Source organism: Paenibacillus brevis (genome assembly GCF_018919145.1).
GTDB lineage: Bacteria > Bacillota > Bacilli > Paenibacillales > Paenibacillaceae > Fontibacillus > Fontibacillus brevis.
Map to the genome: position 1 here is coordinate 138,306 of NZ_JAHLQJ010000002.1, position 13,923 is coordinate 152,228.

Annotated in this window: 8 protein-coding genes; 6 read left to right on the forward strand and 2 right to left on the reverse strand. The window is 50.6% G+C overall.

What is annotated here, in order from left to right; all coding sequences use genetic code 11:
• Positions 1–47 precede the first annotated feature (47 nt).
• The gene (locus KQJ23_RS02850; protein WP_216477170.1) at positions 48–1,310 is read right to left on the reverse strand and encodes an MFS transporter; all 1,263 of its coding nucleotides are present in this window, start codon (positions 1,308–1,310) and stop codon (positions 48–50) included.
• Between the two features lie 187 nt (positions 1,311–1,497).
• On the opposite strand from KQJ23_RS02850, the gene KQJ23_RS02855 reads away from it, so the two are divergent.
• The 6 genes from KQJ23_RS02855 (at position 1,498) to KQJ23_RS02880 (ending at position 12,693) form a co-directional block, all read left to right on the forward strand.
• Complete coding sequence (locus tag KQJ23_RS02855) at positions 1,498–4,062, forward strand: DUF2339 domain-containing protein (protein ID WP_216477171.1); 2,565 nt, start codon at positions 1,498–1,500, stop codon at positions 4,060–4,062.
• A gap of 168 nt (positions 4,063–4,230) precedes the next feature.
• On the forward strand, positions 4,231–6,435 hold the full coding sequence (locus tag KQJ23_RS02860) for a S41 family peptidase (protein WP_216477172.1): 2,205 nt from the start codon (positions 4,231–4,233) through the stop codon (positions 6,433–6,435).
• 49 nt (positions 6,436–6,484) lie between these two features.
• A complete protein-coding gene (locus KQJ23_RS02865) occupies positions 6,485–8,704 on the forward strand; it encodes a tetratricopeptide repeat protein (protein WP_216477173.1) in 2,220 nt (739 codons plus the stop codon).
• A gap of 152 nt (positions 8,705–8,856) precedes the next feature.
• Complete coding sequence (locus tag KQJ23_RS02870) at positions 8,857–11,181, forward strand: ATP-dependent DNA helicase (RefSeq protein WP_249529463.1); 2,325 nt, start codon at positions 8,857–8,859, stop codon at positions 11,179–11,181.
• Between the two features lie 100 nt (positions 11,182–11,281).
• Positions 11,282–11,725: a MarR family winged helix-turn-helix transcriptional regulator gene (locus KQJ23_RS02875; protein ID WP_216477174.1), complete on the forward strand. Its 444-nt coding sequence runs from the start codon at positions 11,282–11,284 to the stop codon at positions 11,723–11,725.
• Between the two features lie 362 nt (positions 11,726–12,087).
• Complete coding sequence (locus KQJ23_RS02880; protein WP_216477175.1) at positions 12,088–12,693, forward strand: alpha/beta hydrolase; 606 nt, start codon at positions 12,088–12,090, stop codon at positions 12,691–12,693.
• 60 nt (positions 12,694–12,753) lie between these two features.
• Here KQJ23_RS02880 and KQJ23_RS02885 read toward each other — a convergent pair whose 3' ends face one another.
• The gene (locus tag KQJ23_RS02885) at positions 12,754–13,806 is read right to left on the reverse strand and encodes an LLM class flavin-dependent oxidoreductase (RefSeq protein ID WP_216477176.1); all 1,053 of its coding nucleotides are present in this window, start codon (positions 13,804–13,806) and stop codon (positions 12,754–12,756) included.
• Between the last annotated feature and the right edge of the window lie 117 nt (positions 13,807–13,923).

Below are 13,923 nucleotides of genomic sequence, written 5' to 3' on the forward strand. Positions count from 1 at the left end.
AATTCGCCGCTTTTAATAAGCCGCCAAGACAAATAAGCCCGCCTGTTCTAGAGCAGCTCTTTTCTCCGCTTCAGATACATATAGAGAACCACGCTCGCCAGGGAACAGACGAGGGCGCATACGCCGATAAATCCGTAGCCGGCCTGCAGACCGCGCAGCAGTCCAAGCTGGACGTTATCCCCCTGCTCGAAGAGCTTGCGGATTCCGGTGATGATGGCGCCAATGGCATAATTGCCGAGCATGCTGCCGACCCCCATCAGCGTGACGATGAAGCTGATGGCCGTATCGCTGTTGCCGCGATAACGGTCTGCGATGAGCGCCATGACGGTCGGATAGACCGGGGCGATGCCCACGCCCGCAAGCGCGAACAGGAAGGCTCCCGGTTCACCGGTAAGAATGGCAATAAAGGTCGAGATGGCGGAAAAGCCGGCGAGAATGATTAATGACAGGGTATAGCCGATCTTATCGGTAATGGGCCCGAGCAATAGCCGAGCGAGCGTGAAGCAAAGGAAGAAGGCAGACAGCATCCCTGAGGCTGCGGTGGAATTCCATTGATAGGCCTTTTCCAGATAGTTAACGAGCCAGCCGCCTACGGCCATTTCGGAGATAACGCCAAAGGACAAAATGACAACCAGCATCCAAATGACAGGATCGCGCATAAATTGCTTGACGGAGATTCTCTCTACAGTGTCCTGGGATGCCGGTGGAGTAAATCTCCCAAGTAGAGCCGGAATAACCGGAATAAGAGACAGCATCAGCACGATCAGGTACATTCCCCGCCAATCCAGGACATGGCCGCCGATCGATACCCGCATCAGCCCGGTAGCCAGCATTGGTGCGACGATGGAGCTGAGACCATAGAAGAAATGGGCCAGGTTCATCATCGTCCCCGTATTCCGCACAAAGATCTGCGCACCAAGCACGGCAAGCGCGATCTCCAGCATACCGTTGCCGACGTACATCAGGAAATAGGAGCCCGACAAGGTGGAATAGGTCGGTGAATAGAACATCAGCACACCGGTCAACGCCATTAAGACGAAGGAGGCGATACTGATCCATCGTACTCCCCATTTGTGGATCAGAAGTCCGGTAAAAGAGCAGGCCAATAAATAGCCGAGTGAATTAAGCGAGAGCAGGGTGCCAATCTGCATTTCATCCAGGAAGAAGTCGCTTTGAATCCGAGGGATGGCAGGTCCCTTCACATTTTCAGAAAATCCAAAGATAAAAAAGCCGATAAATACAGTAAGTATCGGGAAGATCAAGCTCTTCCATTTTTGCTGACGTTGTGCAACAGCGTTTGAAGTTGACATGTTGCCTCCGGTTATTAAATGGTTAATGATGGGTAGCCCAAAATGTCAATGACAGGCCGAACAGGTGCAATCGTATCATATTTTACAAGCTGCAACCATAGCCTTATTTTATGAAATTTAGAGGCTTAAGCCGGTTGTTATGTAGTAGAATGGATAAAACCACCAAATCACCCATGGGAGGGGAATCATGGATACCTACAGGCAAAGGCTGGAGCAATTGCGTGATGCCCAGCAAGGAATTGCCCGCGAATATCAGCAGCTCCTGAGCGAGTATGAAGCGAATGACATCGTTCGCGAGAATGAGCGGCTGCGCGCCGGATATACGGAATACAGGCAGCAAGCGGAAGAGCTGGCGGCTCGAATGCATGTTTTGAAGGAAGAGAACCGCAAGCTCCGTCAGGCCTTGTCCGAGCAAATGCTGGATGAGCGAATGGATTTCATTCGGGCCTCCAAGCAGAAGCTGGACACTTATTTTTCTTCTGCGTCACATAGCCATGTGAACAAGCTGATTGCGGTTGAACAGTCTGCAAAAAGTAAAATTGAACATCTTTATACGCAAGCGGGGAGTTTCTTAGCCGCGGATCAGGAAGAGATGAGCGCTAAGCTTGCTCAATTGCAGGCCGAGCTGAATGGCAAGATGGCGGCTCAACGCCAGGCGCTGATGACCGAGCAAAGAAGGCTTCAGGATGATATTACATCCAGCTACGATCAGATGGCTTCTGAACCGTTATCTGAGGAAGTGTTCCAGCGGAGGGTGAAGCAAAACCGTCTAGAAATGAAAATCGGGTTAAACCTGCTCAGCAAGCTCGGCATATTGATGCTTCTGCTTGCCGTAGGTGCGGCTTTCCGCTATACATATCTTCACTGGTTTAATGAAGGGATGAAGGCGGCGGCCTTTTTCCTGCTTGGACTTTTGATGATGGCCGGCGGAGAATGGCTATTTCGGAAAAAGAGACAAGTATTTGCGCTCAGCCTCCTTGGCGGCGGGATATCAGTACTTTATGGCTCAGTCTTCTACAGCTACTTCCTACTGGAAATATTTAGTCTCCCCGCAGGGATGGCGGTATCCGTTCTGATTACAGCAGCGGCTGTAGCTTTATCTCTGAGATATCAGTCGCGTACCATCTGCAGCTTCGGTCTGGTCGGGGGATATCTGCCGTTCTTCTCCTATATGTTTGCGTATGGAATGGAAGGAAAGGCCGTCTATGTCGCGATGGGCTACTTGTTCCTGCTAAGCGTCCTAATCCTTGCCGTATCGCTTAGTAAACGCTGGACCATTGTTCATTACATAAGCTTTGGACTGCATGTGATTTCTATGCTTATGCTAGTCTATCAAGCAGAACTCCCGGCGATCGGGATGCTCTATGCGGTGGCTTCCTTTGCCCTGTACCTGGGTGTGACGTTGTATCTTCCAATGAAGCAGCAGGTGCGTTTGAGCGGAATGGATTTTGCCTTGCTGGCAGTGAATACAGCAATCAATTGTATTGTTCTGTATAGCTTGCTCTACAGCGCTGGATGGGAGAAGCTGGACGGCTTGCTGTCGCTGATCTTCTCCGCTGTATATCTTGTGCTGGGGATTATCTCGCAGCGTCGTCTGCCGCAGGAGAGAGGCACCCGGATTCTGTTCTATGGGACTTCGGTAGCCTTTTCCCTCTGGATCATTCCGTTACAGTTCGGTATCCATTATGTGTCCGTTGCCTGGCTGCTGGAAGCCCTCGTCCTCTCTATATTGGGCCATTTGTATCAATCCCGAAGAGTAGAGCGGATCGGCTGGATCGTTACGGCACTCTGCGTCTTCTCGTTCATAGCTGTCGATATCTTGCTCGTATTAGTGGATATAAGCCCGATAGACTTTGAATGGAAGTATACTTTTCTGTCGCTAGGTCTGCTGGGGTTAGCCTTATTCTATGCTTTCAGACTGCGTCTTCCGGATGTGGAAGGTCGTTATGGCCGCGGAGAAAAGGATAGCATATCTGCTATAAGCAACACGGCTCTTGTTAACATCTGGTTCTATGCGCTTTATGAATCTGGAGCAATGTATGAAAGGTTCATGCCGTACAACTCATCGCTGTATGAATTTTTCCAATTCCTGCTCTTGGCTTGCGTCACCCTAGTTCTGGCCTATGCCCTTTCGGCCGTATCGGTCCTGAGAAATTCCTTCGTGACCTATTACTCCCGAATTCTATACGGAATCGGTTACCTCATGTCCATTATCATTACGTTGACTCTTCCGGCACTGAGTCCTGCCGGGGTTCCGAATGGCGCGGAGAATATCGCGGGACTGCTTATTCTGATCGCGCTTCAGGCGATGGTGCTCCTTAGCGCACGGGATCTCCTGTCCGACCTGTTTCTGTCGCATACAGGGAGAAGGGAATGGTATCCGGTTCTGTTGGGACTTTACTTGCTGGGCATTATTACAGCGTTCCTGGGTGTTCAGCTCCGGCTTGGGTCGATCGGCTGGCTGTTCAGCATAACCTATCTTCTGCTGGCACTGGGGTACATCGGGTACGGATTCCGCCGCAAATACTTGCAGATTCGTAGAATCGGTCTGGGTCTCACCCTGTTCTCCACGGGAAAAATGCTCTTATTCGATCTCAATCTGATGACGACCGGAAGCAAAATCATTGCCTTTTTCGCGTTCGGTGTCTTGCTTCTTGGGATCTCTTATCTCTATCAACGGGTATCAAACTCGCTTGAGGCCGTATTGGAGGGGTCGGAATCGGAGTTTGATTCAGAGAATCTTCCAGGGTAACATGTTAAAGCTCATTTCGAGGCTCGCCAGGACTGGCGGGTCTCTTCTTGCTTTCTGAGCTTCTCCGGGCTTTTATTATAATGAATTAAAAGGGAAATTAGGGCAGCTGTCGAAAACTTAGGGAAAAAGGAACAGAAAAGTGGAGAGGAACGATCATCATTGAAAATCATGTCTAAAATTATCGGGGGGATTTTGGGCCTTCTGGTATTAGGTCTGCTTGGCGGATGTATGGAGGATTCCATGAGTGATCCTTATGCACTGCCTGCTGATATGGAGGAAATAATTACATTGCTGAATTCCAAAGCCATGACGGCGATGAACGAAGAAGAGTATGAGACGGCGTTAACTCATATGAGAAAGGCGATTTATTATGCCTATGAAGTTGATCCGGAGCTGGAGACACTCAGTCAGGAAAAGCTGGTACCGGAACTGTTGAATTCGACCTTTACTAATATGAGCAATGCCTTGTATTTAGCCGGTGAATATGAAAGTGCATTTGCTTTTGCCGAGAAATCACTGCTCATGTTACCCAATTATGATGATGAGTATGTCACTCTGGGAAATGTGTTGTCTGAAATAGGCAGCATTGACGAAGCTGTGTCTAATTATGAGCAGGCGCTTGAGCTGAATAAGAACAGCTCAAATGCCCATTATGGTCTGGGAATGATTTATTATTACGATTATGAGGATTACACCGAGGCTCTGAAGGAGTTCAACAAATATTTGAAGGAATATCCAAGTGATCCCGATGCCGCTATTATGCGGGTGTATACATTGCTTCAATTGGGACGGCAGGAGACGGCAGAGGAATACGCGAGGAATTATTCCAAGAAATATACCTTTGAATTTAAAAAGTATGAAGTAATGGGAGCTTATCTGGAATGGACGGGCAAGGATAAGGAAGTGATTGCCTTCTATGAAGATGCTGCCGAACACCTGCCTGATCATTGGAAGGCACAGCTCAAGCTTGGCGAGGTTTATTATGATTATGATGAGTATGAGGATGCGCTCAAGCAATTTAATCATTTGGTTAGCGCATTTCCTGATAAGCCGGAGACGCTGGAAAAGCTCTTTTCGGTGTATAGTGTTCTTGGCGATATCGAAGGAGCTGAGGCGCTGTATGCCTCGTCAGAGCACCCGGAGTCTCTAACCATGTCAATGGGGACATTCTATGTGGATCAAGGAATGTATCGAAGGGCACTGCCTTATTTTGAAGCCTACATAGAGGAGTATCCCTCCAACGAAGCGGGATATGTAAAATATATTCAAACCTTGAATTGGGGGAAGCGTTATGCCCGCTGTGCAGAATTTGGCGAGCAGACGCTGCAATCCATATCTCCCCTCTGGTCGGATATCCCCTGGTATACGGGAGATTGCTTGACCGAGCTTGGCAAGGATCAGGAGGCCATTGCGTATTTTGAACTGGCTGCCAAGGCAGATCCGGAGGATAACGAATCCTGGTCGTGGCTTGCAATGGCACATCTTCGTCTGGGAAATGAGGAGAAGGCCAAGGAATATAGTGAGCGCGCATTAGAAATCTATGAGTATGACAACGTTGCCCAATCAGTGCAAGAGGAACTCCTAAGCCACAATGAACCGCTAGGTGCCCGGATCAAACAATTTTTTATCGACAACTATCTCTATGAGAAAGATGCATCCAAGCTGGAGGAAAGATTGGAGCCCCTGGATGCGCCAGATCTAGCGGCGGCTGAAATTGCCAGTATTATTGATCAGGTCAGACAACCGGAGGATCGCTTTACCTTTCTGATTTATGGCGAGCTTTATGAGCAGATGAGCGGGGCAGGGGATAGTGATGTCATCTTCAAGGATCTGGGAGATATCAGTTACTTTAAAATTGAAGACTTCACCAAAAGCACGGATGACCAATTTATACGCCTGCTGGATGATATCTCTTCTACGGAAGAGAAGACATTGGTACTTGATCTGCGGAATAACGGGGGAGGGTTAACAGAGAGTGCGAATAATATGCTGGATGTCCTGCTCCCCGATCTTGTAACCAGTACGCTGATTTATCGGGATGGGTACACCTATAGCTATTATTCTGATGCAGATCAGGTCAGGTTTGGCCGCATCTTTCTCTTTGTCGATGAGAATACGGCAAGTGCCGCCGAAATGCTCACGCTCGGGCTCAAGACATATGCAGAGAATGTGACCGTGATCGGACGTCCTACCTTCGGCAAGGGTGTGGGTCAGCTGGTTTTTGAAGACAAAGCAGAGAAGGTCATGCTGTTCGCCGTGAACCATTATTGGAACGTAATGCAGAATAACATTGCCATTTCGAAGATAGAGCCGGATATTCGAGTCTCGGGGAATCAGCTGGAGAGCTTCTTAAAGAAAATCCCTAAGCCTTGATCTAGCAGTCATTCAATCAATAACAAAATTATGGGATGGGGCGAGCAGGTTGAAAATCATATCGCGTCTTCGGTATATCTGTGGTCTTGTGCTAAGTCTGGGATTGATTGGCGGTTGTTTGAATCTTCCCTCGGCAGAGCCTTACCGAGTACCGGCAGAGCTGGAAAAGAAAATTAATGATCAGAATGAACAGGCGGTCGCTCTCATTCAAGAGGGAAGATATGAGGAGGGCATAGTATATCTGGAAGAAGCTGTCGCCTATGTGTACGAGGCAGACCCTGAGCTTCGGGATTTGACTCAAGAGAAACGAGTCCCATTTCCGCTGGATACCCCCTTTAATAATTTGAGTTGGGCATACCACGAGCTCGGGGATTATCAACAAGCGTTAGCCTATGCGGAGAAATCCATATTGTTGCTCCCTAATGATGATGTGGAGTATACCAATAAAGCAAATGCGCTATACCATCTGGGTAGAACAAGCGAAGCATTGACAAGCTATGAAAAGGCAGTCGATTTGAACAGTGAAAATGCAAGAGCGCATTATTGGATCGGCCTGATTTCCTACGAGATGGGCGATTACGAGGCTGCTCTGAAGAAGCTGAATAAGTACTTGGATGCCCATCCGGATAATGGTGATGCGGCTTCGATGCGAGTATATACACTGCTTCAATTAGACCGGCCTGATGTAGCAGAGGAATATGCGGATAATTTTCTGAAACGTTATTCTAATACCTACGAAGGCTATTGGGCAATGGCTGCTTATCTGGAAGAAACTGCGGGGTACGACGAAATTTTAGCGTTTCATATCCAGGCGGCAGAGCGGTTCCCTTCGGAGTGGGTAGCTCAGGTTAAGGTAGGCCAGACGTATTATGATCATGGCGACTACGAGTCTGCTTTAAAGCAATTTAAAAGCATGACTCTCGTATTCCCCCAAGACCCTGAGCTGGAGGGGCGGTTGATACGTACTTATAGCGCTCTGGGAGATCGGGAAGGGGCAGAAACTGTATATATGAATTCAAATGCTCCCCAGCAATTGCTTGCGGCCATGGGGCAGCTATACCTTGATCATGGATACTACACGAAAGCGATCGAATTTTATGATGCGGTCAATGTAAACCAACCCTGGAATGAGACGGGATATGTGAAGAAGCTTCAAGCACTTTCCTGGGGCAAGCGATATGTGCGGTGTGTGGAGCTAGGGGAGCAGCTCTTAAAGACAACGGAGCCCTCTTCAGCTGAAATTCCTTGGTTTACAGGGCGGTGTGAAATGGAACTCGGTCAGACTGAGAAGGCAGCCGAGCACTTTAAGCTGGCGACTGAGATAGACGCTGAAGATGGCGAATCTTGGTCACAACTGGCGCTGGCTCATTTTACGCTCGGCCATGAGCCGGAGGCTCGCGAATACAGTGAACGCGCCTTGGAGATGAATGCGGAGGACCCGACGGCCTCTTATGTACGGGAAGCTCTGGATGGCAGAAATCAGTCGCTTGGATCTCGAATCAAGGCATTTATGAAGGAGAACTATCTGTACGGTAAAGACTTGGCTCAGTTGGATCGCAGTTTGGAGAGGCTGGATTCACCTGACCTTTCCCTATCTCAAATGGCAACAATTATCGATCAGTCAAGACAGTACGATGATCAACTCACTTTCTTGGCGTACGGGGAGCTTTATGAGCAACTGACCAAGTCCGATAAGGGAGGCGGAGTGTTTCATAAGGATATTGGCCAAATCAGTTACTTTAAGTTGGATGAATTCTCCAGAACGACCGATGACCAGTTTATCAAGCTAGCCGACGATATTCCTTCACCGGAGGAAAAGACGCTGATACTGGATTTGCGTGGGAATGGAGGCGGATTGACGGAGAGTGCTAACAATATTCTGGACATCCTTCTGCCCGAGCTGACTACAAGCACGCTTATCTATCAGGATGGAGCAACATACAGTTATTACTCTGGTCCAGATCAAATTCACTTTAGTAACATTGCTATCTTTGTCGATGAAGATACAGCGAGTGCAGCAGAACTGCTCACGTTAGGGCTCAAAACCTATGGTGATCATGTCAGCATCATTGGACGTACAACCTCTGGCAAAGGTGTCGGGCAACTGGTAATGGAAGATAAAGAGCATCAGGTGTTATTGTATGTGGTGAATCACCGTTGGAATGTGCTGCAGAGCAATATTGCCTCTTCACGGATCGTTCCGGATGTGAAGGTAACCGGGAACGAGCTTGAAGACTTTATTGCTAGAGTGAAGATTCCAAGAAAATAAGGTGCGGCAAAAAGCCTGCCCCTTTCCCGTAAAGGAAGGAGCAGGCTTTTTTGTACAGCTTAACGGGACAACGCATAGCCCGAGTGGAGGGAAATATGATACAATTGGAACAAATGTTCGATTGTTCGGGTAATTGCAGATGAAGGGATGGCATGACAGCTTTGAAAAAACGGAATCAGGAAATGGAATCCTCCTCTTCGATTCGAATAGCAGTTCGTCCCTTGGTGGAATATGTGCTGCGCGGCGGAGATTTGGACAGCGGGTTCGGCCGTCCGAATGCCCTTGTGGAGGGAACACGGGCACATCAACAGGTGCAGAAGGAATATGGCGAGCTGGATCAGAGGGAAGTGTATCTGTCGGCAGAGGTTCCGTGTGAAGAGCTGGTCTTCTTGGTAGAAGGACGCTGTGACGGCCTGCTTGCGCAGGAGGACGGCTCCCTGATGATTGATGAGATCAAATCGACTTCCGGGGAATTGGCGTTTATAGAGGCGGAAAGCTATCCGGTACACTGGGCGCAAGCGAAGTGCTATGCCTTTATGGCAGCACGGGAGCGCGGGCTCACGCATATGTCGGTACAGCTTACCTATATGCAGCTTCCATCGGGCGAGCTAAAGCGGTTCAGGAAGCAGTTCGGCTACATGGAGCTGGAAGCCTTTGTCCATGAGGTCGTTGCTGGTTATGCTCCATACGTCCGGCTGAGGATGGTCCATCGCGATCAGCGCGATCAGAGCATTCCGCCGCTGGCATTTCCCTATCCGGATTATCGAGCCGGGCAGCGCAAGCTGGCGGGAGCGGTATATAAGTCGATTCAGGAGAAGGTTAATCTGTTTGCCAAAGCCCCTACGGGCATCGGGAAGACCATCTCGACGATCTTTCCGGCCGTTAAGGCTATTGGAGAAGGGCATCTGCAGCAAATCTTCTACTTGACGGCAAGGACGACTAATCGTGCTGCGGCAGAAGCCGCCTTTTCTTTGCTGGTGCAAGCCGGACTGCGGATGCATGTAGTCACACTTACGGCGAAGGAGAAGGTCTGCTTCCAGGAGAAGGTCAGCTGCAGGAAGGAGGATTGTCCGTTTGCCGACGGGTTCTATGACCGGGTCAACGGGGCAGTGCTGGATATTTTAGCGAATGAAACCATGATCGGCAGGCAGGTCATCGAAGCCTATGCCCTTAAGCACCGGGTGTGTCCGTTTGAATTCTCGCTGGAGCTGGCTTATGCTGCGGATGCGGTTATTTGTGATTACAATTATATCTATGACCCTAGAGTCTCGTTAAAAAGAATGCTTGGAGAGCAGAAGGGCAAGGCCGTGCTGCTGGTGGATGAGGCGCATCATTTGGTGGACCGGGGCCGGGATATGTATTCAGCAGAGATCACCAAACGCCCCTTTCTTGAGCTGCAGCGGGCATATAAGGGTCAGCATGAGGGTGTATATCGTGCTGCCAAGACGATAAACAGCTTCTTTGTCGCGCTAAAAAAAGAAGCGGATGCTTCCAGCCCGGTTGATTATCAGAAACCGGAGACCCTGCTCAAGCTGGCTGAGGATTTCTTGGCGCAAGCAGAACAGGAGCTGTTTGCACCTGTAGCAGCAGGTGTCTCGCCGGAGAGCGCCGGCCTGCTGCTGGAAACCTATTTTACGGCAAACAACTTCGTGCGGATCGGCAAGCTTTATGATGAGCGGTATGTCAGCTATACCGAATTGACGGCGGGAGATGTTCGACTAGTTCAGTTTTGCCTGGACCCCTCGCAGTTAATTCGCGAAGCGGGCAAGAGCTTCCGCTCAAGTATCTTTTTCTCGGCGACCTTATCGCCGCTGCATTATTTCAGGGATATGCTGGGTGCTTCTGAGGAAGACTATACTCTGAGCGTGCCATCTCCTTTTTCGCGTGAACAGCTGCAGGTGCAAATTCATCCGTATTCGACCAGATACCGGGATCGGGAGCGAACGAAGTCTTCCATTGCAGGAATGCTGCGGAAGGTGCTCGTGGAACGGCCGGGCAATTATCTGTTGTTTTTTCCTTCGTACGTCTACATGAGTCTTATCTATGAGGAGGTTGCTGCTGAGCTGCCGGATCAAGTAAAGCTTATGATGCAGACGGGCTCCATGACCGAGGAGGAACGGGAGAGCTTTCTGGCTGCTTTTCAGGCGGAAGGGGAACAGACCTTGGCTGCATTTGCTGTGATGGGGGGCATCTTCTCGGAGGGAGTCGATCTGGTAGGAGACCGTTTAACCGGAGTGGCCGTAATCGGAGTCGGGCTGCCGCAGATTGGCATCGAGCGGGATTTGATCCGCGATTATTTTCATACGCGGGACAAGGACGGTTATGATTATGCCTATGTCTATCCCGGGATGAACAAGGTGCTCCAGGCCGGAGGCAGACTGATTCGCTCTGAGCAGGACCAGGGTCTGATCATGCTGGTGGATGATCGCTACCTGCAGCCGCATTATGCCGGATTGCTGCCGGAGGAATGGAAGTAGTCCATGGTGGCGTGTTCGAGGTTGCTGTCTTGACAACTCAAACTAAATTTATTATCTTTATATTAAGATATAACAAATTTTGAAGCAAGGAGGGTTCCCTATGAGCTATCCACAGCAGGATGCTTTGAACCTTCATATTGCACTGACCAGAGCCAGTCAATGGGTAAATGCACATACGGAGAAGGATATTCGCGGCTTTGGTCTGACGCGGACGGAATTTGGAGTGCTGGAGCTGTTGTATCATAAAGGTCCTCAGCCGATCCAACAGATTGGCGGCAAGGTGCTGATGAGCAGCGGGAATATTACTTATGTAGTGGATAAGCTGGAGAAGCGCGGCTTTGTACGGCGTAATGCCTCGAAGGAAGACCGCCGTTTGATTTATGCGGAGATTACGGAGGAAGGCACCGCATTCATACAAGAGGCGTTTCCCAAGCATGCAGAGGTGATCGCTGAAGTCATGTCCGGTCTTTCGGAAGAGGAGAGACGGATGGCCGCAGAGCTGTTGAAGAAGCTTGGCAGACATGCACAGGCTACCTTTAAATAGTCCTGTGCTTTTTTGAAACATTTATCTTAATGTTGAGATTATTATATTTGAATTAAATAAATCAGGAAGGAATGAAGAGGAGCTAACAGTACCTGGTTCTTCGGCGGAGTGGCCTATATAGTGTGCGGTACCTGAGAAGACGGCTTGATTAATGAAGGATGGAAGGGAATTTTACGCGATTGGGCAGGAAGGGTCTTTTGCCCGATTCCAATCTATGGGAGAATTAGGTAATATAATCGATATCAACATTGAACCCATGCAGTATGGTGCCGGGGGTGCGGGAACGGTATATGAGAAGATAGAGAAATCATAGAAGCAAACTTGGAGCCGATTCAGGTTCGGATATTGGAGGGAGACCAGGAATGAAGCATGTATTTCAACAAGGGATCGATGCTAAAGCACCTGTACTGCTGTTATTGCACGGAACCGGAGGGACAGAACAGGATCTGCTCCCGCTTGCCGGAATTATCTCGCCGCAATCGTCTGTACTCAGCCTCCGCGGCAGCGTCCTGGAGAACGGGATGCCCCGATTTTTCCGTCGTCTGGCCGAAGGCGTATTTGATGAAGAGGACCTGGTCCTGCGTACCAAGGAAATGCATGACTTTCTTGGTGAAGCGGCGGAGAAATACGGATTTGATCGAGGCAATATCGTAGCGATTGGCTATTCCAATGGCGCTAATATTGCAGGCAGCCTGCTCTTTCATTACAGCGCTGCGCTGCGCGGGGCGATTCTGCATCACCCGATGGTTCCGCGAAGAGGCATAGAGCTGCCAAAGATGAACGGGGTTCCGGTATTTATTGGAGCAGGGACGAACGATCCGCTCTGTTCTCCGCAAGAGACAGAAGAGCTCGAGCGGCTGCTTGCCGGAGCAGGGGCGAAGGTCACTGTACAATGGCAGTCCGCCGGCCATCAGCTCACTAAGGGAGAGATCGACGCGGCATCCGCGTGGTATCAGCATAACTTCTAAATATAGCAGTAGCAGCCCCGTCAGCATTTGTGCGACGGGGCTGCTGTTATTCATACCAACTTATTTCATCAATTCTGCCAGCAGCTCATAGGAATGCAGCCGAGCCTGATGATCATAGACTTGTGTGGCTACGATCAGTTCGTCTGCAACGGTCTCCTCCAGGATCTGTTCCAGCTTCTTACGGACGGTCTGTGGCGAGCCGATAGCCGCGAAGCTAAGCTGACGCTGGACGAGCTCCTTCTCCTGGGGAGTCCAGATGGCGTCCATCGAATCGACCGGCGGGCGAAGCTGTCCCGGCTGGCGGCGAATCAGGCCCAGGAACTGTTGTTCCTGGCTTGTCGCCAAACGCCGCGCCTCCTCATCGCTGTCCGCCGCGATGACATTGACCGCGACCATCGCATAAGGCCGCTCCAAGTGCGGCGAGGGCTCGAACCGGGAGCGATAAAGCTCCAGCGCCGGGATCAGATAGTCCGGCGCGAAGTGACTGGCGAAGGAGAACGGCAGGCCGAGCACGGCAGCTAGCTGAGCGCTGAAGCCGCTCGAGCCAAGCAGCCAGATCGGGATGTTCAGCCCTTCGCCCGGAACGGCCCGGACCCGCGGCGGCAGAGCAGGACCGTCGCTGGGCCGGAAATATTCCCGGAGCTCGCGGAGCCGCTCCGGGAAGTCCTGGCCGTCGCTGCCCGGACCGCGGCGCAGAGCCTGCGCCGTGAGCGGATCTGACCCGGGCGCGCGCCCGAGTCCAAGGTCGATCCGCCCCGGATACAGCGACTCCAGCGTGCCGAACTGCTCCGCCACTACAAGCGGCGAGTGGTTCGGCAGCATAATGCCGCCCGAGCCGACCCGGATCGTGCTCGTGCCCGCGGCGATATGGCCGATGACCACGGCCGTCGCAGAGCTGGCGATGCCAGGCATGCCGTGGTGCTCGGCCAGCCAGAAGCGGTTATAGCCCCAGCGCTCGGCATGCTGCGCCAGATCAAGCGAACGGTTTAGCGACTCTGTAGCCGAGCCAGAGACCGGAATCGGAGCCAGATCCAGAATGGAGAGGGGAAGCGACGTTGCACTGCCATCCGCACGATCTGCTTCCGTGTGAAGGTGATAAGTCAAGTCAGACATAGAACAAAGACCTCCTGTATTCAAATTTGCGGTCCGTATAGGCTGATCGCAAGTATAGCTGGATTGCTTGATTGGACACTATCATACCAAAAGTAAGTTGATGAGTAAAACTCCTTA

What these genes read in the sequence shown, in the direction of transcription:
- KQJ23_RS02850 (WP_216477170.1), bottom strand. Translation starts at nt 1,310, where the DNA reads ATGTCAACTTCAAACGCTGTTGCACAACGTCAGCAAAAATGGAAGAGC.
- KQJ23_RS02855 (WP_216477171.1), top strand. Translation starts at nt 1,498, where the DNA reads ATGGATACCTACAGGCAAAGGCTGGAGCAATTGCGTGATGCCCAGCAA.
- KQJ23_RS02860 (WP_216477172.1), top strand. Translation starts at nt 4,231, where the DNA reads ATGTCTAAAATTATCGGGGGGATTTTGGGCCTTCTGGTATTAGGTCTG.
- KQJ23_RS02870 (WP_249529463.1), top strand. Translation starts at nt 8,857, where the DNA reads ATGACAGCTTTGAAAAAACGGAATCAGGAAATGGAATCCTCCTCTTCG.
- KQJ23_RS02875 (WP_216477174.1), top strand. Translation starts at nt 11,282, where the DNA reads ATGAGCTATCCACAGCAGGATGCTTTGAACCTTCATATTGCACTGACC.
- KQJ23_RS02880 (WP_216477175.1), top strand. Translation starts at nt 12,088, where the DNA reads ATGAAGCATGTATTTCAACAAGGGATCGATGCTAAAGCACCTGTACTG.
- KQJ23_RS02885 (WP_216477176.1), bottom strand. Translation starts at nt 13,806, where the DNA reads ATGTCTGACTTGACTTATCACCTTCACACGGAAGCAGATCGTGCGGAT.